Source organism: Roseomonas sp. GC11, assembly GCF_024437745.1.
Taxonomy (GTDB): Bacteria; Pseudomonadota; Alphaproteobacteria; order Acetobacterales; family Acetobacteraceae; genus Pseudoroseomonas.
Map to the genome: position 1 here is coordinate 61,884 of NZ_JANFNY010000012.1, position 17,091 is coordinate 78,974.

The window sequence follows — 17,091 nt, forward strand, 5'->3', positions numbered from 1 at the left end:
TCTTTTTTACAAAAAAGAACCAAAAAACTTTTTTCAGTCTGCGTCCCGCTTCAGGCCTGAGGCGGGGCGCTCAACGGAAAAAGTCTTTTTGCTTCTTTTTCTTCAGAAAAAGAAGATTCTTCCCTTGGCCCTCTCTTTGAAAAAAGACGGCTCAGGCCTGGGCGTTTCGGATTTCCCAATCCGGGGCGGGGTGGCTTAGAACCCGGTTCTGGACAAGGCGGGATGGTGGTGGATGGACCGTGCGACGACGCTCGCGGCGGGCAGTGTGGGCGTGTCCGTGGCGGTGCTCGGGCTGAAGGCCATTGCCTGGTGGCTGACCGGCAGCGTGGCGCTGATGGCCGATGCGCTGGAGTCCATCGTCAATGTCGCCGCCGCCTGCGCGGCGCTGCTGGCCATCCGCGTCTCCGCCGCGCCGCCGGATGCCAATCATCCCTATGGCCATGCCAAGGCCGAGTATTTCTCGGCGGTGCTGGAAGGCGTGCTGATCGTCGTCGCCGCGCTGCTGATCCTGAACGAGACTTGGCAGGCCTGGTTCAACCCGCGCGCGCCGGAGCAGGCGGGGGTGGGCCTCGCGGTGTCCGTCTGCGCCACGGCGATCAATTTCGGCTGGGCCGGGCTGCTGACGCGGGCGGGGCGGCGGCTGCGCTCCCCGGCGCTGCTGGCCGATGCGCGGCACCTGATGGCGGATGTCGTCACCTCCGGCGGCGTGGTGCTGGGCGTGGGCGCGGTGGCGATGACGGGCGTGCTCTGGCTCGACCCGCTGCTGGCCGGGCTGACGGCGGTGAACATCCTGTTCTCCGGCTGGCAGCTGCTGCGCGAGAGCGTGGGCGGGCTGATGGACGAGGCGGTGGAGCCGGCGCAGTTGGGCCGCATCCGCACCCTGGTCTCGCAGGAGGCGGAAGGCGCGATCGAGGCGCATGACCTGCGCACCCGCCATGCCGGCCGGACCACCTTCGTGGAGTTCCACCTCGTCGTCCCCGGCGGGATGACGGTGGCGCAGGCGCATGAGATTTGTGATCGCATCGAAACAGCCCTGAAAGCCGAGCTTGGCAGCGCCGTGATCACCATCCATGTGGAGCCGGAGGAAAAGGCGAAGCACCAGGGGGTGCTTGTTCTCTAGGGGCTGAGGCATGGTCAGGCTGGATGTGATCACCACCCGTGGCGGCGATGGCGGGCAGACCTCGCTGGGCGACGGCACGCGGGTGCGCAAGGACGCGCTGCGGATCGAGGCGATCGGCGTGGTGGATGAGCTGAACGCGACGCTGGGCCTGCTGCGCCTGCACACCGAAGGCGAGACGGATGCCATGCTGGCGCGCATCCAGAACGACCTGTTCGACCTCGGCGCCGATCTCTGCGTGCCGGAGGACAGTTCGCGCGACCGGCTGCGCATGGCGGACAGCCAGTGCGCCCGGCTGGAGGCGGAGGTGGCGGCGATGAATGAGGGCCTGCCGCCGCTGCGCTCCTTCATCCTGCCGGGGGGCACGCCGGCGGCGGCGCATGCGCATCTGGCGCGCACCGTGGCGCGGCGGGCGGAGCGTATCCTGGTGGCCCTGGCCGCTACCGAGCCGCTCAACCCCGTGGCTGTGCGCTACCTCAACCGTCTGTCGGACCACCTCTTCGTGGCCTCGCGGGTGCTGAATGCCGGGGGCGACATCCTCTGGGTTCCCGGCGCCGCCCGCTGAAAAAGTTTTTTGGTTCTTTTTTCCAAAAAAGAACCCTTTCTCTTTTCCTTCCTACAGCACCCACCCCAGCGCCTGCACCCCGACCCAGCAGAGCACCGCGAGCACGCCGGTGGCGAAGAGGCACCCCGCCATGGCCAGGGCCAGCCCGATGCCGGTGACGCGGCTATCCTGCTCGACGATGCCGAGGGCCATGACGATGGTGCCGAAGGCGGGTGGCCCGTTGGTCCCTGGCCCGGGCAGGATGAGCATGATGGCGGAATAGACCGTGGCCCAGCCCACCAGCCTTTCGGCGAAGGGGGTGATGAACCACCCGGCGCGGGGGCGGACCAGCCTTTCGATGGGCTTCAGCCCGCGGGAGGAGGCGGAGGCCAGGCGCAGCAGGTCGGCGCGGCGCACGGTCTGGCGGGCGATGAAGCCGGGCAGGCGGGGCACGCGCAGGCCGAGGCCCATCTGCGCCCCCAGCACCAGCATGGGGATGCCGAAGACGCTGGCCATGCCCGGCAGCAGGCTGGGCAGGCAGAGCAGCAGGATCAGCAGGCCGAAGGCGCGCTCCCCGAAGGCTTCGGCCATGTCGCCCAGGCTGATGCGCTCGCCGGGAAAAGCGGCCGCGACCTCGGTCACGATGCGGGAGATCGGGGCGCCCTGCCCGTGATCCCCGGTATCCGGCGCGGGTGCGCCGGCGATGCCATCCATATTCTGTCGCCGCCCCTGGTGATGAGCCTCGCCTCGTGCCAGGAGATGAGGACGGCGCGGCGCCCGTTCAATCGCCCGCCACAACGGGATGCTGTGGGGTAAGCTCCGGGAGGGGCGCGTGGAGCCGGTGGATCTGGCGCTGTGCCTGGCCGTCGATGTCTCGGCCAGCGTCGATTACGACGAGTTCGGGCTGATGGTGGGCGGGCTGGCCGCGGCCTTCCGCGCCCCGGAGATCGTGGCGGCCTGCACGGCGGGGCCGCGCGGGGCGGTGGCGGTGGCGGTGCTGTTCTGGTCCTCGGCGCAGGATGTGGCGGTGCCCTGGATGCGGCTGGACGGCCTGGCGGCGGCCACGGCCCTGGCCGATGCGCTGGAGGCGGCGCCGCGCCTGCCGGAGGCGGGGGCCACGGCGCTGGGGCCGGGCATGGCGGCGGCGCTGGCGCTGCTGGCGCGCTGCCCGGCGGAGGCGGCGCGCCTCGCGCTCGATGTCTCGGGCGATGGGGCGCATAATCAGGGGCGGCCACCCGGGCCGGTGCGCGATATCGGCGTGGGCGCGGGCGTCACCATCAACGCCCTGGCCGTGCTGAACGAGGAGCCGGACCTGCTGGAGCACTACACGGCGGAGGTGATCGGCGGCCCCGGCAGCTTCGCCATGAGCTGCGCCGATTACGCGGATTTCGCGGAGGCCATCCAGCGCAAGCTGCTGCGCGAGATCGAGAGGGATTTTATTTCAGTATAAATACTTCTTTTTCTGAAGAAAAAGATTTTCTTTCAGGCTGCCGCCGTCTCCCGGCGCAGCGGGACGCTCAACGGATAAAAGTTTTTTGGTTCTTTTTTTCAAAAAAGAACATTCTTGTTCTGGGAAAAATCTCTGCCCCGCCAGGGGTTCCCTTTGCCGCGCGAAGGGTGCAGCCTGGGAAGGCTTGTCTGTGCAGAGGCGCGGGTGGAGGGCCACCTGCCGGCTTCCGGATGGCGTTTCCCTGTCTTCCTCAGGACCCGAACATGTTGCTGCTCATTCCCGGCCCCGTGCAGACCCGCCCCGATGTGCGGGCCGCCATGGCCGTGGACATCGCGCCGTGGGACCGCGACTTCGCCCCCGAATACATCGCCATCCGCGAGAAGGTGCGGGACCTCGCCGGCGGGCGGGCCGGGGTGCATGCCTGCCTGCCCCTGCAGGGGGCCGGGCATTTCATCACCGAGGCCGCCATCCGCACCTTCGTGCCTGTGGGCACGGGCAAGCTGCTGATCGTGCGCAACGGCACCTATGCCGACCGCATGGCGCGGCTGGCGCAGGAGGCCGGGCGGAGTGTCGTCAACCTCCCCGCGCCGGATAGCGGCAGCGTGGCGCCGGAGGCCGTGGCGGCCGCCCTGGCGGCGGACCCGGCCATCACCCATGTCGGCATCGTCTATTCCGAGACGGGCAGCGGGCTGGTGAACGATGTCCCGGCCGTGGGCGCCGTGGTGCGCGCCGCGGGGCGGCGGATGATCGTCGATGCCGTCTCGGCCTTCGGCGCGCTGCCCTTCAGCCTGGAGGAGCAGCCGGAGGTCGATGCCGTCGTCTTCACCTCCAACAAGTGCATCGAGGGGCTGCCGGGCATCGCCTTCGCCGTCTGCCCGATCGCGCGGGTGGAGGCCAGCCGGGGCCAGGCCGGGTCCTGGTCCTTCGACCTCGCCGATGTCTATGACACCGCCCAGCGCGCCGGCTGGGGCAGCTTCCGCTTCACGCCGCCGGTGCAGGCGCTGCACGCCTTCGGCGTGGCGCTGGACATTTTCGTGGCGGAGGGCGGCCAGCCCGCGCGCCTCGCCCGCTACCGCGAGAATTGCCGCATCCTCTATGAGGGCGCGCAGGCGCTGGGGCTGAAGCCCTATCTCTCCTGGGAGAATCAGGGGCCGATCATCGCCCTGTTCCACCAGCCCCTGCATGAGAACTTCACGCTCCAGGGCTTCGTGGACGCGCTGAAGCGGCGTGGCGTGCTGATCAGCAATTTCTACAACACCGAGGCGCCGACCATGCGCATCGGCTGCATCGGCCATGTCGGGCCGGACGAGATGCGCTTCGCCCTGGGCGCCATGCGTGGCGCGCTGGAGGAACTCGGCGTCCTCCAGCGCAACGCGGCCTGAGGTTTTGCGGCCCTGAGGGGGCTTCGCCCCCCTCAGACTTCCCCATGAGACGCCCCCGGCAGGGGAAACCGGCATGGGGGCTTCCAAAGGCCCCGGGCCTTTTGTGGGTTCAGGCCACCAGCCCCAGCTCATCCTGCCGGCGCTTGTCCAGTTCCTCGCTGTAGCGGCGCAGCAGGTGGGAGGCCTTGAGGATGCCCAGCACGCGGGAGGTGTCCTTCTGGTCCACCACCGCCAGGGCCTCGGCATCGGTGGCGTCGAACAGGGCCATGGCCTGCTTGGCGTTCAGCGCGGGCATCAGCACCTGGTCCTCCAGGTGCAGCAGCTTGTCCACCGTCTCCGTCTCGGCGAGGTCGGGGGTATGGGCCTCGGCCACCAGGATCAGCCCGGCATAGCGCCCGGCCTCGTCCAGCGCGACGACATGGGTGGTGGAGCCCAGCGGAAAGTCGCGCCGGAAGGCGCCCAGCCGGGTGTCCCGCCGCACCGTGCGCACCTCCCGCCGCATCAGCTTGCCCACCGTCAGGTCGCGCAGCCAGCCGATGTCATGGGCGCTGCGGATGGCCTCGCCGCGCAGGTGGAAGCGCCAGGTGGCGAAGGAATAGCCGAAGAGCCGCCGCACCGCGGTGGCGGAGACAACGACGGCCATCAGCACCACGCCGGCGATGGGGAAGCTGCCGGTGGTCTCCAGCGCCAGGAAGGCCATGGCCAGCGGGGCGCCGATGACGGCGGCACCGAAGGCGCTCATCCCCACCAGCGCGGCCATCAGCGGATCGACGATGATGCCGAGCGCCAGCGCCGCCGCCGCCACCAGCTTGCCCAGCAGCGCGCCGAGCAGCAGGGAGGCGAAGAACAGCCCGCCGCGGAAGCCGGCGCCGATCGAGATGGCCGAGGCCAGCGCCTTCAGCAGCAGCAGCAGGAGCAGCGGCAGGGCCGGCCCCTCCACCACGAAGGCGAGGTGCAGCGCGCCATGGCCGGCGGAGAGCACGGCCGGGGTGATCTGCGCCAGCCCGCCCACCGCCAGCCCGCCGATCGCCGGGCGCAGCAGCCCCCAGGGGATGGCGCGGCGGATCAGCGCCTCGGCCAGGGTGACGCCGCGCATCAGCGCGATGCCGGCCAGGGCGCAGAGCAGGCCGACCAGCAGGGAGAGGGCGGTGTCGTCCCAGTCCGGCGGGCCGAGGCCGGCGGCCAGCACCTGGGTGCCGCCGCCGAGCAGGGCGGTGACCATGGCGCCGGCCACCGCCGCCGCCAGCACCGGGCCGAGATAGGCGATGGCATAGGTGCCGATCACCAGCTCGAAGGCATAGAAGGCGCCGGTGAGCGGGGCGCCGAAGGCGGCGGCGATGGCGCCGGCGGCGCCGCAGCCCACCAGCACGCGCAGATCGCCCCGCCGCAGCCCGAAGAGGCGGCCGAGGCGCGAGGCCACGCCGCCGCCGGCCTGGGTATAGCTCGCCTCCAGCCCCACCGAGGCGCCGAAGCCGTTGGAGAGCAGGTTCTGCGCCCCGACCACCACGGCATCCCACAGCGAGAGGCGGCCGCCATGCAGGGCATTGGCCTCGATGGGGTCGAGCGGCTGGCGCGGCCGCCAGCGCGCCAGCGCCAGCCCGAGCAGCCCGAGCAGCAGCCCGCCCGCCGCCGGGGCCAGCAGGATCACCCAGGGGTCGGGGTCGCGCAGGGCGGAGAGGCCATGCTGGCTCTCGGGGCCGAAGATCAGGCGGTGCAGGCCGCGCGCCGCGCCGCCCAGCGCGGCGGCGAGCAGGCCGCTGCCCAGCCCGGAGAGGGCGCCGAGCAGCAGCAGGCCCCATTCGCTCTGCCGCACCGCGCCGCGCAGCACCCCGGCCAGCGAGCCGCTGGGCACGCGCTGTTGCAGCCAGTCGCGCAGCAGGCTCACGCCGCCTCGCTCCAGCCGCAGGCGGCGAAGGCGGCGCGCATGGCCGCCGGAACCGGCGCCGTGGCGGCCAGGGGGGGCGAGGGCGGCGGCGAGAAGGGCAGTTCGATGGCGCGGGCCAGCAGGTGCAGCCCACCCGCCTGGAGCGCCCCGGGCGCTTTCGGGCCATAGAAGGGGTCGCCCAGGATCGGCCAGCCCTGCGCCGCGCAGTGGACGCGCAACTGGTGGGTGCGGCCCGTCTCGGGGCGGAGTTCGAGCCAGGTCAGCCCCTCGCCCCGGCCGCGCACGCGCCAGCGGGTGAGGGCGGGCTGGCCCTCCGGGTGGGCCTCCATGCGCCAGCCGGCGGCGGCGCTGCTGACCTTGCGCAGCGGCAGGTCGATGCGGCCCGACTGCGCCGCCGGGGCGCCGCGCACCACGGCCCAGTAGGTCTTGCGGGCGCGGCCCTCGGCGAAGAGGCGGCCGAGCTCGGCCAGGGCCGGCTTGGTGCGGCCGAGCACGAGGCAGCCGGCGGTGTCGGTGTCCAGGCGGTGGGCGGGCTGGGGCAGGTGGCGCTTGCCCTGGGCCAGGGCGGGCAGGTGGTCCTCCAGGCTGGCGCCGCCGCGCGGGCCGCGATGGACGGGCAGGCCGGCGGGCTTGTCGAGGATCAGCACCTGGTCGGTTTGCAGCAGGATCCTGAGAGGGGCGCCGCCCCTCTCAGACTCTCCCCGCCAAGAACCTGAGGTTCTTGGATCTCCCATCAGAGTCTCCCAAGGATGGCGGGGGGGGCGGGGGCAGCGCCCCCGCGGCAGGTCAGGCGGCCTTGTCGAGAATGCGGCTCGCCTCGGCCCAGTCGAAGTAGAGCTGCCGCGCCTTCTGGGCCAGCGGCCCAATCGGCAGGGTGCGGCCCTCGAAATTGGTGCAGTACTGCACCTTGCCGTAATTGCCGGTGGCGAAGATCTCATCCGCCTCGCGCAGCATGGCGGGGGTGATGGTGCATTCGCGCGCCTCGATCCCGGCGCCGCGCAGCAGGCCGAGCACGCGGGCGCGCGTGATGCCCGCCAGGAAGGTGCCGTTGGCGGCCGGCGTCATCACCACGCCGTCCTTGGCGATCATGATGTTCGAGGTGGCGAATTCCGCGATATTGCCGATGGGGTCGCAGACCACGGCGTTGTCATAGCCCTGCTCGCGCGCCCAGGCGGCGGCGCGGCCGGAATTGGGGTAGAGGCAGCTCGCCTTGGCATTGGTCGGCGCCATGTCCGGCGCCGGGCGGCGGAAGGGCGACAGCGCGGCGGAGAAGCCCTTGGACACGTCCGGCATCGGCGCGTCGTAGATGGAGAGGACGAATTCCGTGCTCTTCGGGTCCGGCAGCGTCACGCCGAGGCCGCTGCGGGTGAAGAACATCGGGCGGATATACAGCTCGGCCTCCGGCCCCATGCGGCGCACGCCCTCGCGGCACAGCTCCTCGATCTGCGGGGCGGAGAGGGAGGGCTGCATCATCATGGCGTGGGCGCTGGCCACCACGCGCTGGCAGTGCAGGTCGAGATCCGGCACCAGGCCGCGGATGGCGCGGGCACCGTCGAACAGGATGGAGCCGAGCCAGAAGGCATGGTCCATGGGGCCAAGCAGCTTCGGCTCCTCGGTCAGCCACTTGCCATCGTGCCAGAAGATGCCCGCCATGGAACCGGATCCTTCAAAGAGTCCAACGAGAGGGGCGGGAGACTGCCACGCGGGCGGCGGCAGGTGAAGGGCGCGTCGTGGCTGGACTCACCGCGCCTGCCATGCTGCAAGCGCGGCCCCGCCTGCCAGGATGTCCCTGCCAGGATGTCCCTGCCGGGCTATCCTGGTGGGCCTGCTGGGAGAGCCGCCATGCCCCGCCTGAGCCTGATCGAGGCCGAAGCCCTCGCCGCCGCCGCGCTGCGCGCCGCCGGGGCGGCGCCCGCCATGGCCGCCGCCACCGCCCGCGCCCTGGTGGAGGCGGAGGCGGTGGGCCAGCCGGGGCATGGCCTCTCCCGCGTGCCGCAATATGCGGGCTTCCTGAAGCTGGGCCGGGCGGATGGCGCGGCGGAGCCGGTCTTGCGGGGCGCGCGGGGCGCGGCGGCGCTGGTGGATGCGCGGCACGGCCTGGCCTTCCCCGCCCTGGCGCTGGCCGAGGCGGAGGTGGCGGCGCGCGCGCGGGCGCAGGGCGTGGGCTGGGTGGGCATCACCAACAGCCACCATGCCGGGGCGATGGGCCTGCCGGTGCGGCGGCTGGCGCAGGCCGGGCTGGTGGCGCTGGCCTTCAGCAATTCCCCGGCGGCGATGCCGGTGGCGGGGGGGCGGCGGCCGCTGCTCGGCACCAACCCGGTGGCCGCCGCCTTTCCGCGCCGCGAGGCGCCGCCGCTGGTGATCGACCTCGCTTTGTCGCAGGTGGCGCGCGGGCGCATCGCCCAGGCGGCGAAGGCCGGGCAGCCCATCCCCGAGGGCTGGGCGCTGGATGCCGCCGGCCAGCCCACCACCGACGCCGCGGCGGCGATGGAGGGCGCCATGCTGGCCATGGGCGGCGCCAAGGGCGCGCTGCTGGCGATGGTGGTGGAACTGCTCTGCGTCGCGCTGGCGGGGGCGGCCTTCGGCTTCGAGGCGGACAGCTTCTTCACGGCGGCGGGCAACCGGCCCCGGCTGGGGCAGGCGCTGCTGGCCATCGACCCCGGGGCCCTGGCGGGAAATGCGGAATATCTTTCCCGCGTCGAGACATTGGTCACCACCATGCTGCAAGATGAGGGGGTGCGCCTGCCGGGCGCGCGGCGCGATTCCCTCTCCGCCGCCGCGGCGCGGGAAGGCGTGGAGGTGCCGGCGCCGCTGCTGGCGGCGCTGCGCGACCTGGCCGGGGAAAGCCCCGCCGCCTGACCCCCTCCGCCGGGGCGGGCGCGGAGCCACCCCCCGGGCGGGAGAGAGGGCCGGGGATGGCCCGCAGAAGGCGGGCAGGGAGTGCAGGGATGAGCCAGACCGCGCCACAGGCGCCGCTCCGCAACGGGCTGCCGATCGGCGTGCTGATGCCGCCGGTGGTGCTGCAAAGCGCCGGCAACCCGCGCTACGCGCTCAACAGCGCCGCCGGGCGCTGGATCCTGCTGGCCTGCATGCCCTCCGCCGCCGATGGCGCCCCGGTCGAGGCCGCCATCGGCCCGCAGCGCCACCGCTTCGATGACCATTTCGCCACGCTCTTCGTCATCACCGCCACGCCGCGGGACATCGCGGAGGGGCGGCTGGCGGACCAGCTCCCCGGCATCCGCATGCTGGCCGATGCGACGGGGGAGGGGTTCCGCGCCCTCGGCTTCGCGCCGGAGGAAGGCGGGCTGCTGCTGCTCGACCCCATGCTGCGCGTCGTCGCCGCCGCGCCGCTGGCACGGGCACAGGAGCTGGTGCGGCTGCTCATCGGCCTTGCCCCGCCGCAGCTTCACGCCGGGGTCGAACTGCCCGCCCCCGTGCTGGTGCTGCCCCGCGTGCTGGAGCCCACCCTCTGCCGGGAGTTGCTCTTCCAGTATGAGACGATGGGCGGCACGCCCTCCGGCTTCATGCGCGAGATCGGCGGCCGCACCGTGCTGGTGCAGGATGAAAGCCATAAGCGCCGCTCGGATGTCACCATCCAGGAGAGCGGGCTGCTCAACCGGCTGCGCTCGCGCATTTCCGCCCGGCTGGCGCCGATGCTGCGCCAGGCCTTCCAGTTCGAGGCCACGCGGATCGAGCGCTATATCGTCGCCTGCTACGACGCCGCCGAGGCCGGGCATTTTCGCGCCCATCGCGACAACACCACGGCAGGCACCGCGCATCGCCGCTTCGCCGTCAGCATCAACCTCAATGCGGGGGAGTATGAGGGCGGGGAACTGATCTTCCCGGAATTCGGCCCGCGCCGCTACACGGCGCCAACCGGCGGGGCGGTGGTCTTCTCCTGCTCCCTGCTGCATGAGGTGACGCCGGTGACGCGCGGCCGCCGCTACGCCTTCCTGCCCTTTCTGTATGACGAGGCGGCCGCGCGCATCCGCGAGCGCAACCGGCATCTGGTGGCCGTGGCCACGCCGCAGGCGGTGGGGGAGGCCGCCCCTCTGGAGCCAGCGATCAGCCAGGGGGGCTCCGCCCCCCTGGACCCCCGGCCGGGGGGATAGTATCCCCCCGGACCCCGCCTTCTGTTGGGAAGTCCAGAAACCTCAGGTTTCTGGTGGGGGAAGTCTGAAGGGGGCAAGGCCCCCTTCAGCACGCCGGAAGCAACGCCGATGAAATCCGAGCCCGACCGCCTCTGTGGCCCCGCCGCCGTCGCCGCGGTCTTCACCCATCGCCCGCAGGCGGTGCTGCGCCTGTTCTACCTCGCCTCCCGCCGGGCGGAGGCCGGGCCGTTCTGCGCCCTGCTCGCCCGCGCCCGGAAACCCTATCGCGAGGTGCCGCCCGCCGAACTGGCCAAGATCGCCGGCACCACGCATCACGGCGGCATCGTCGCCATCGCCACGCCGCGCGCCGTGCCCGCCCTGCCGGCGATGGAGGCGCTGCCCTCTCACCTCCTGCCGGTGCTGGACGGCATCGGCAACCCGCACAATCTCGGCGCCATTGCCCGCTCCGCTGCCTTCTTCGGCTGCAAGGCGCTGCTGCTCTCGGGCGACCCGCGACAGGCCGGGCTTTCCGACTCCGCCTGGCGCACCAGCGAGGGCGGGCTGGAGGCGCTCTCCCTCTACCGCGCGGCCGACCTGCCCGCGGCGCTGCGTGCGCTCGGCACGCGCTACCTCACCGTGGCGGCGGTGGCGCGCGGCGGGGTGCCGCCGGAGGCGCTGCCGAAGGGCCGCCCCGTCGCCCTCGTGCTCGGCAATGAGGAGGTAGGCTTGCCGGAACCCACCATCGCCGCCTGTGCCGCGCGCGTCACCCTGCCCGGCTCGGGCGCGGTGGAAAGCCTCAATGTCTCCGTCGCTGCCGCTGTCCTGATGCACGCCCTGGCCTGATGCACGTCCTGGTTGTATCGGCAGGCGATGCGCGGTTGTGAAAGATAAATTTCCTGCCATGCATACTCTTGCCCTGGCTGTCTGCCGGGGCCAGAAGGCGCCCCGGAACCGAACCGGAGCTCCCAAGACCATGACCCTTCGCCGCCGGGCCCTGCTGGGCGCCGCTGCCACCTTCCCCGCCGCTGCCCTGGTCGCGCCGCATGTCGCGCGGGCACAGGCTTTCCCCTCGCGCACGATGCGCATCGTGGTGCCCTTCGCGCCCGGTGGCTCGGTGGACATGACGGGGCGTCTGCTGGCGCAGATGCTGCAGCCCGTTCTGGGCCAGACCATCGTGGTCGATAACCGCGGCGGTGCCGGCGGCAATCTGGGCGCTGCCGAGGCCGCCCGCGCGGAGAAGGACGGGCATACCCTGCTGCTCGGCTCCGCCTCCATCCTGGCGGCGAACAAGTTCCTCTACCGCAAGTCCATGCCGATCGACCCGATCACCGACCTCGCCCCCGTGACGCGGGTGACGACGGGCACGGTGTTCATGACGGTCAACGCCAACAGCCCCTACAAGTCCTTCCAGGACGTCATCGAGGCGGCGCGGAAGAACCCGGGCAAGCTGACCATGGGCTCTTCCGGCACCGGCACGGTCAGCCACCTGACCATCAGCAAGGTGTGCAAGGTGACGGGCGTGGACATCACGCATGTCCCCTATCGCGGTGGCGCCCCGGCGGTGCAGGACCTGCTGGCCGGCAATATCGACATGATGTTCGATGTCATCCCGCTGGCGATGGGCCATGTGCGTGAGGGCAAGCTGCGCGTCCTGGCCGCCGCCAGCGCCGACCGCGTGGCCTATGCGCCGGAGCTGAAGGACGTGCCGGCGATGAAGGAGCTGCTGCCCGGTTCCGGCATCGACATGCAGTCCTGGTATGGCGTGAACGTCCCCGCCGGCACGCCGGCGGACCGCATCGCGCTGCTGCACAAGGCGATCACCGGCGTGGTCGATACCGCCGATTTCCGCGCCAAGATGGAGCCGAACGGCTTCACCACCGTGGTCGATGCCAGCCCTGAGGCTTATGGCACCTATCTGAAGGCGCAGGAAAAGACCTGGGAAGCCCTGGTGACCGAGTCTGGCGCCAATCTCGACTAAGCTCCAGCCGGCAGAAAAAAGATGGGGGTCCGGGGGAATTCCTTCCCCCGGACTTTTTTTCCATTTTCGGGCAAGCTTCCGGAAAACCGATTCCGGAGGAAAACCCCATGCGCGCCCCCTTCTTCCTGCTCCCCTTCCTGTTCGCCCTGCCTGCCCTGGCGGCGGACCCGCCGAACTGCCCTTCCCCGGCGGCGATGGAGGCGATGGCGGCTTCCCTGCTCTCCAACGCCCCGGTGCAGGCTTTCCCGGGCCAGATGACGCTGGCCGACGGGCTGTGCGCCCAGGCGCGGCTGGTTCCGGCGATGCGGGCCAAGCTGGGGGAGGTGGTGGGCTGGAAGGTGGGCCTGACCAATGACGCGGCGCAGAAGCGTTTTGGCGTGCCGCATCCGCTGGCCGGGCCGATCTATGCCGCGACGGTGGCGGCGCGCTCCGGCGCCACGCTGCCGGCGCGGTTCGCCGCCGTGCCGACGGTGGAGGCGGACCTGATCGTGCGGGTGAAGGATGCCGCCATTGCCCAGGCGGGGGAGGACCATGTGGCCATCCTGCGCCATCTGGACCAGGTGGTGCCCTTCATCGAGATGCCGGATCTGGCGCTGGCCGACCTCAAGCAGATGGATGGCCCGAACCTGCTGGCGATTGGCGTGGGCGCCCGGCTGGGCGTGGTGGGCGAGCCGATTCCGGTCCAGGCGACGGAGGAGTTCGCCGCGCGGCTGGGCAGCATGACGGTGCGCTTCGCCAGCGATGAGAAGGAGCTGGCCAAGGTGCCCGGCACGGCCCTGCTCGGCCACCCGCTGAATGTCATCCCCTGGCTGGTGAAGGACCTGGCCGCGCGTGGCGTGGCGCTGAAGCCGGGGGACCTGATTTCGCTGGGTGGTTTTTCCCCGGCTCTGCCGCCCGAGGCGGGCCGCAGCTACACGGTGACTTACACGGGCCTGCTGGATGCCCCTGTTTCGGTGAGCGTCCGCCTGGAGTGATTTTTTCGGTTTGGCGTCCCGCGGATGGCCTGAGGCGGGACGCCGTCTGAAAGAAAGTCTTTTTGCTTCTTTTTCTTCAGAAAAAGAAGTTTCTTTCAATAAAACCAAAAATTAGCTTTTCTGCCCGAAGCTTATTCCGGGTGCCCGTGCCGAAGCCGCAGCGGAAAGAAAGCCTTGACCGGACAGGGATAGCGGCGCATCGCCCCCCGCATCCGTCTTGCCAGAGAGGATTGGGCCATGCTCGCGCTCCGCGTCATTCCGTGCCTTGACGTGAAGGAAGGCCGCGTCGTCAAGGGCGTGAACTTTGTCGAACTCCGCGATGCCGGGGACCCGGTGGAGCAGGCGCGTGCCTATGACGCGGAGGGCGCGGACGAGATCACCTTCCTCGACATCGGCGCGACGCATGAGAACCGCGACACCATGTATGACGTGGTGTCGCGCACGGCGGCCGAGGTCTTCATCCCGTTGACGGTGGGCGGCGGCGTGCGCAGCGTCGAGGATGTGCGCAAGCTGCTGCTGGCGGGCGCGGACAAGGCGAGCATCAACAGCGCCGCCGTCTCCGACCCCGATCTGGTGAACCGCGCCGCGCAGGCCTTTGGCAGCCAGGCGATCGTCGTGGCGATCGATGCGCGCCGGGTGGCGGAGGGCAGGTGGGAGATCTTCACCCATGGCGGCCGCCGCGGCACCGGCATTGACGCGCTGGACTGGGCGGAGCGCGTGGCGGCGCTGGGCGCGGGCGAGCTGCTGGTGACCTCGATGGACCGGGACGGCACCAAGGCGGGCTTCGACTTGGATCTGCTGCGGGCGCTGCGGCGGCGTGTGCGCCTGCCGCTGGTGGCGTCGGGCGGTGTCGGCACGGTGCGGCACTTCGTCGAGGGGGCGGAGGCCGGGGCGACCGGGCTTCTCGCCGCCAGCGTGTTCCATTACGGGGAGATGCGGATCGGGGAGGCGAAGGCCGCCCTGGCTGCCGCCGGCCTGCCGGTGCGCCCCAACCCTGTCCGGAAGGTGGCCTGATGGCGAAGGACGCGAAGAAGAAGATCGTGAAGGCCGCGGGGAAGGCGGAGGGGAAGGCGCCCGGCAAGGCGCCGGCCAAGGCCGGGCTGAAGGCCACGGTGAAGCCCGCCGCCAAGGTGAAGGCGAAGGCCAGGGCCGCGCTGCCCCTGCCGCCGGAGATCCCCGCCGTGGCGCGCCCGCGCAAGGCCACGCTGAAGGCCGAGGCCCGCCACCTGGCGCCGCTCGATGTGCCGGTGAGCGGCGATATCGCCGTGCTCACCCGGCTGTGGGAGACGGTGGAGGCGCGCCGCCTCTCCGGCGATCCGGAGGCCTCGCACTCGGCGCGGCTGATGGCGCGCGGCACCGCCAAGGTCGCCCAGAAGCTGGGCGAGGAGGCGGTGGAATGCGTCATCGAGGCGATCCAGGGCAACCACCGCGCCACGGTGCTGGAAAGTGCCGACCTGCTCTATCACCTGATTGTCGTCTGGGTGGATGCCGGCATCCGGCCGGAGGAGGTCTGGGCGGAGCTGGAGCGGCGCGAGGGCATTTCCGGTATCGTTGAGAAGGCGGCCCGCCCCAAGGGCATCGTCCGCGCCGCCGAGACCACCAAGCTGCCCTGACCTTGACCCTGGTCCCGGCCCTGGAGCCTTCTCCGGGAGCGGGCCAGGGCCATGCCAGAGAGAGAGACCGAGGAGGAGAACCCATGCCCGTGTCCGGCCTGCCGCCCTATGATGACGGCAATGTCTTCGCCCGCATCCTGCGCGGCGAGATCCCGTCGCGGAAGGTGCATGAGGATGAGTATGCCCTGGCCTTCCACGACATCGCGCCGCAGGCGCCGGTGCATGTGCTGGTGATCCCGAAGGGGCGCTATGTCTCGCTGGCCGATTTCTCGGCCCAGGCGGGGGCGGAGGAGGTGGCGGGCTTCTGGCGCGCCGTCGGCCTCGTCGCCCGGCAGCTGGGGCTGGAGCAGCAGGGCTACCGCGCCATGACCAATATGGGCCATGACGGCGGGCAGGAAGTGCCGCATTTCCATGTGCACATCCTGGGCGGCAAGCGGCTGGGCGCCATGCTGGTCGCGCCCGCGGCGTGAACGGAGAGGGGCTTCGCCCCTCTCAGACCTGCAAGGCAGTGCCTTGCAGCCACCAAAGGCCTGAGGCCTTTGGAAACCCATTCGGGTGAAGTGGCTTCGCGGCCTGCTGCCCCTTGACCGGGCGGCGGGCCATCGCCATCCCAGGAAGGATGGCTGATCCCTCCCCCGAGGCCGAGGCGCGCGCCGCGCTGGACGCCGCCGGCCTGCTGCCCGATGCCGAGCTGGATATCGGCCTCGTGGCCCTGCAATTTGCCCGCATCGACGCGCCGGACGCCGATTGGCGCGCCGCCGCCGCGCATCTGTCGGAACTGGCGCGCGAGGCCGTGGCCGCCGCCACCGCCGACCCGCTGGCCGATCGGGGCGATGCGCCGCGCCGCGTGGCGCTGCTCGCCGGGCTGCTGCATGGCCACCACGGCTATGCCGGCGACAGCGAGACCTATGACGACCCGGCCAATGCCAACCTGATCCGCGTGATCGGGCGGCGGCGCGGCCTGCCGGTGGCGCTCGGCATCCTCTGGCTGCATCTGGCGGAGGCGGTGGGGTGGCCGGCCCAGGGGCTGGATTTTCCGGGCCATTTCCTCATCGGGCTTGGGGGGGCGCAGGGGCAGGCGGTGCTGGACCCGTTCCAGGGCGGCAGCCTGCTCGGCGCGCCCGCGCTGCGCGCGCTGCTCAAGCGGATGCAGGGGCCGCAGGCGGAGCTTCAGCCGGGCATGCTGGCCGGGGTGGGCAAGCGCGATGTGCTGCTGAGGTTGCAGAACAACATCAAGCTGCGCCGGCTGCGCGCCGGCAACCTCGCCGGGGCGCTGAGCTGTGCCGAGGACATGCTGCGCCTCGCCCCCGGCACCGCGCCGCTCTGGCGTGAGGCGGCGCTGATGAACCACCGGCTGGGGCAGGTGGGGGCGGGTCTGCTCTGCCTGGAGCGTTTCCTGGGCCTCGTGCCGGCGGCGGGCGATGCGGCGGCCCAGGCGCGGCAGCTCGCGGCGGAGTGGCGGCAGCTGCTGAATTAGAAGAAGAAAAAAAGAATAAAAAGAAAGAACCGGGGGGACAGGGTCCCCCCGGACCCCGCCTTCAGTTGATCTCCTCATTGGGGCCGATGCCCCAGACCTCGCTGCGCAGAATATAGCCCCGGTGGTCGCCCACCTGGACCTCGCACCAGCGGCTTTCCGCCTGGCAGCGCCGCACGCGGCCCACCACGCCCGGCATCAGCTTCGCCACCACCGCGCTGCCCTCGCCCTCGCTGCGGTGCAGGCTGCGCTCCTGGCCGCGCACCAGGAAAGTGCGCCGCCCGGCCAGGGTGGACTGGTGCACCCAGCCCTCCGTCCCATCCACATCGCGAATGCGGCGCCACTGGTTGTATTCGCGCAGAATCTCCACCGGCATGTCCCGCCGCTGATAGGTCCACTCGATCGGGAAGCGGGTGTCGGGGCCGATGCGCAGGTTCACCTCGTCACTGCGCAGCGAGACGAAGCGCGGCACCGGCAGGCCGGTCACGCTGCCCTGGCTCGGCAGCTGGATCTCGGCGGCGCTCGGCGCGGGGGAGGCGGGGGGCTGGGGCGCCTGGGCGGCGGCCGCCGCTGCGGCCGCGGC

Annotated in this window: 19 protein-coding genes; 13 read left to right on the plus strand and 6 right to left on the minus strand. The window is 71.3% G+C overall.

Annotated elements, in window-relative coordinates; translation table 11 throughout:
- Nucleotides 1-232 precede the first annotated feature (232 nt).
- A complete protein-coding gene (locus tag NON00_RS05740) occupies nt 233-1,120 on the plus strand; it encodes a cation diffusion facilitator family transporter (RefSeq protein WP_256018371.1) in 888 nt (295 codons plus the stop codon).
- 10 nt (nt 1,121-1,130) lie between these two features.
- Entirely contained in the window at nt 1,131-1,682 is a 552-nt protein-coding gene (locus NON00_RS05745) for a cob(I)yrinic acid a,c-diamide adenosyltransferase (protein ID WP_256018374.1), read from the plus strand.
- A 51-nt stretch (nt 1,683-1,733) separates the two neighbouring features.
- Here the strand turns inward: NON00_RS05745 and NON00_RS05750 are convergent, their stop codons facing one another.
- Nucleotides 1,734-2,375, minus strand: coding sequence for an exopolysaccharide biosynthesis protein (locus tag NON00_RS05750; protein ID WP_256018377.1), 642 nt, complete (start codon nt 2,373-2,375; stop codon nt 1,734-1,736).
- Nucleotides 2,376-2,493: 118 nt separating this feature from the next.
- Here NON00_RS05750 and NON00_RS05755 point away from each other — a divergent pair, with 118 nt between their 5' ends.
- Nucleotides 2,494-3,111, plus strand: coding sequence for a DUF1194 domain-containing protein (locus NON00_RS05755; RefSeq protein WP_256018380.1), 618 nt, complete (start codon nt 2,494-2,496; stop codon nt 3,109-3,111).
- Here the strand turns inward: NON00_RS05755 and NON00_RS05760 are convergent.
- Nucleotides 3,103-3,327 (minus strand): hypothetical protein, encoded by a 225-nt coding sequence (locus NON00_RS05760; protein ID WP_256018383.1) that lies wholly within the window; start codon nt 3,325-3,327, stop codon nt 3,103-3,105. The two genes, NON00_RS05755 and NON00_RS05760, sit on opposite strands and share 9 nt — an antisense overlap.
- Nucleotides 3,328-3,374: 47 nt before the next feature.
- Here NON00_RS05760 and NON00_RS05765 point away from each other — a divergent pair, with 47 nt between their 5' ends.
- A complete protein-coding gene (locus NON00_RS05765) occupies nt 3,375-4,493 on the plus strand; it encodes a 2-aminoethylphosphonate--pyruvate transaminase (RefSeq protein ID WP_256018386.1) in 1,119 nt (372 codons plus the stop codon).
- 109 nt (nt 4,494-4,602) lie between these two features.
- On the opposite strand, the gene NON00_RS05770 is transcribed toward NON00_RS05765, so the two are convergent.
- The 3 genes from NON00_RS05770 to NON00_RS05780 form a co-directional block, all read right to left on the minus strand.
- Nucleotides 4,603-6,378 (minus strand): chloride channel protein, encoded by a 1,776-nt coding sequence (locus NON00_RS05770; protein WP_256018389.1) that lies wholly within the window; start codon nt 6,376-6,378, stop codon nt 4,603-4,605.
- A complete protein-coding gene (locus NON00_RS05775; RefSeq protein WP_256018391.1) occupies nt 6,375-7,025 on the minus strand; it encodes an RNA pseudouridine synthase in 651 nt (216 codons plus the stop codon). The genes NON00_RS05770 and NON00_RS05775 overlap by 4 nt, the downstream gene beginning before the upstream one ends.
- Before the next feature lie 139 nt (nt 7,026-7,164).
- Nucleotides 7,165-8,031 (minus strand): branched-chain amino acid aminotransferase, encoded by an 867-nt coding sequence (locus NON00_RS05780; RefSeq protein WP_256018394.1) that lies wholly within the window; start codon nt 8,029-8,031, stop codon nt 7,165-7,167.
- 189 nt (nt 8,032-8,220) lie between these two features.
- Here NON00_RS05780 and NON00_RS05785 point away from each other — a divergent pair, with 189 nt between their 5' ends.
- The 9 genes from NON00_RS05785 (at nt 8,221) to NON00_RS05825 (ending at nt 16,511) form a co-directional block, all read left to right on the plus strand.
- On the plus strand, nt 8,221-9,237 hold the full coding sequence (locus NON00_RS05785) for an Ldh family oxidoreductase (RefSeq protein WP_256018397.1): 1,017 nt from the start codon (nt 8,221-8,223) through the stop codon (nt 9,235-9,237).
- An 89-nt stretch (nt 9,238-9,326) separates the two neighbouring features.
- Nucleotides 9,327-10,490: a 2OG-Fe(II) oxygenase gene (locus tag NON00_RS05790; RefSeq protein WP_256018400.1), complete on the plus strand. Its 1,164-nt coding sequence runs from the start codon at nt 9,327-9,329 to the stop codon at nt 10,488-10,490.
- A 108-nt stretch (nt 10,491-10,598) separates the two neighbouring features.
- Nucleotides 10,599-11,312 carry an RNA methyltransferase gene (locus tag NON00_RS05795; RefSeq protein ID WP_256018403.1) on the plus strand — a complete coding sequence of 238 codons (714 nt, stop codon included), beginning with the start codon at nt 10,599-10,601 and terminating at the stop codon, nt 11,310-11,312.
- Between the two features lie 130 nt (nt 11,313-11,442).
- Nucleotides 11,443-12,447: a tripartite tricarboxylate transporter substrate binding protein gene (locus NON00_RS05800; RefSeq protein ID WP_256018406.1), complete on the plus strand. Its 1,005-nt coding sequence runs from the start codon at nt 11,443-11,445 to the stop codon at nt 12,445-12,447.
- A gap of 107 nt (nt 12,448-12,554) precedes the next feature.
- Nucleotides 12,555-13,421, plus strand: coding sequence for a 2-keto-4-pentenoate hydratase (locus NON00_RS05805; RefSeq protein ID WP_256018407.1), 867 nt, complete (start codon nt 12,555-12,557; stop codon nt 13,419-13,421).
- A gap of 237 nt (nt 13,422-13,658) precedes the next feature.
- Nucleotides 13,659-14,435 carry an imidazole glycerol phosphate synthase subunit HisF gene (hisF, locus tag NON00_RS05810; protein WP_256018408.1) on the plus strand — a complete coding sequence of 259 codons (777 nt, stop codon included), beginning with the start codon at nt 13,659-13,661 and terminating at the stop codon, nt 14,433-14,435.
- Nucleotides 14,435-15,034, plus strand: a complete 600-nt coding sequence (locus NON00_RS05815; RefSeq protein WP_256018409.1) for a phosphoribosyl-ATP diphosphatase — start codon at nt 14,435-14,437, stop codon at nt 15,032-15,034. The genes hisF and NON00_RS05815 overlap by 1 nt, the downstream gene beginning before the upstream one ends.
- Before the next feature lie 83 nt (nt 15,035-15,117).
- Nucleotides 15,118-15,504: a histidine triad nucleotide-binding protein gene (locus NON00_RS05820; RefSeq protein WP_256018410.1), complete on the plus strand. Its 387-nt coding sequence runs from the start codon at nt 15,118-15,120 to the stop codon at nt 15,502-15,504.
- A gap of 149 nt (nt 15,505-15,653) precedes the next feature.
- The gene (locus NON00_RS05825; RefSeq protein WP_256018412.1) at nt 15,654-16,511 is read left to right on the plus strand and encodes a SirB1 family protein; all 858 of its coding nucleotides are present in this window, start codon (nt 15,654-15,656) and stop codon (nt 16,509-16,511) included.
- Between the two features lie 61 nt (nt 16,512-16,572).
- Here NON00_RS05825 and NON00_RS05830 read toward each other — a convergent pair.
- Nucleotides 16,573-17,091: SH3 domain-containing protein (locus tag NON00_RS05830; protein WP_370688676.1), on the minus strand; the 519-nt coding region annotated here is incomplete at its 5' end.

Coding starts and splice junctions, on each gene's coding strand:
- NON00_RS05740 (WP_256018371.1), top strand. CDS start 233: ATGGACCGTGCGACGACGCTCGCGGCGGGCAGTGTGGGCGTGTCCGTG.
- NON00_RS05745 (WP_256018374.1), top strand. CDS start 1,131: ATGGTCAGGCTGGATGTGATCACCACCCGTGGCGGCGATGGCGGGCAG.
- NON00_RS05750 (WP_256018377.1), bottom strand. CDS start 2,375: ATGGATGGCATCGCCGGCGCACCCGCGCCGGATACCGGGGATCACGGG.
- NON00_RS05765 (WP_256018386.1), top strand. CDS start 3,375: ATGTTGCTGCTCATTCCCGGCCCCGTGCAGACCCGCCCCGATGTGCGG.
- NON00_RS05780 (WP_256018394.1), bottom strand. CDS start 8,031: ATGGCGGGCATCTTCTGGCACGATGGCAAGTGGCTGACCGAGGAGCCG.
- NON00_RS05785 (WP_256018397.1), top strand. CDS start 8,221: ATGCCCCGCCTGAGCCTGATCGAGGCCGAAGCCCTCGCCGCCGCCGCG.
- NON00_RS05790 (WP_256018400.1), top strand. CDS start 9,327: ATGAGCCAGACCGCGCCACAGGCGCCGCTCCGCAACGGGCTGCCGATC.
- NON00_RS05795 (WP_256018403.1), top strand. CDS start 10,599: ATGAAATCCGAGCCCGACCGCCTCTGTGGCCCCGCCGCCGTCGCCGCG.
- NON00_RS05800 (WP_256018406.1), top strand. CDS start 11,443: ATGACCCTTCGCCGCCGGGCCCTGCTGGGCGCCGCTGCCACCTTCCCC.
- NON00_RS05805 (WP_256018407.1), top strand. CDS start 12,555: ATGCGCGCCCCCTTCTTCCTGCTCCCCTTCCTGTTCGCCCTGCCTGCC.
- hisF (WP_256018408.1), top strand. CDS start 13,659: ATGCTCGCGCTCCGCGTCATTCCGTGCCTTGACGTGAAGGAAGGCCGC.
- NON00_RS05815 (WP_256018409.1), top strand. CDS start 14,435: ATGGCGAAGGACGCGAAGAAGAAGATCGTGAAGGCCGCGGGGAAGGCG.
- NON00_RS05820 (WP_256018410.1), top strand. CDS start 15,118: ATGCCCGTGTCCGGCCTGCCGCCCTATGATGACGGCAATGTCTTCGCC.
- NON00_RS05825 (WP_256018412.1), top strand. CDS start 15,654: ATGGCTGATCCCTCCCCCGAGGCCGAGGCGCGCGCCGCGCTGGACGCC.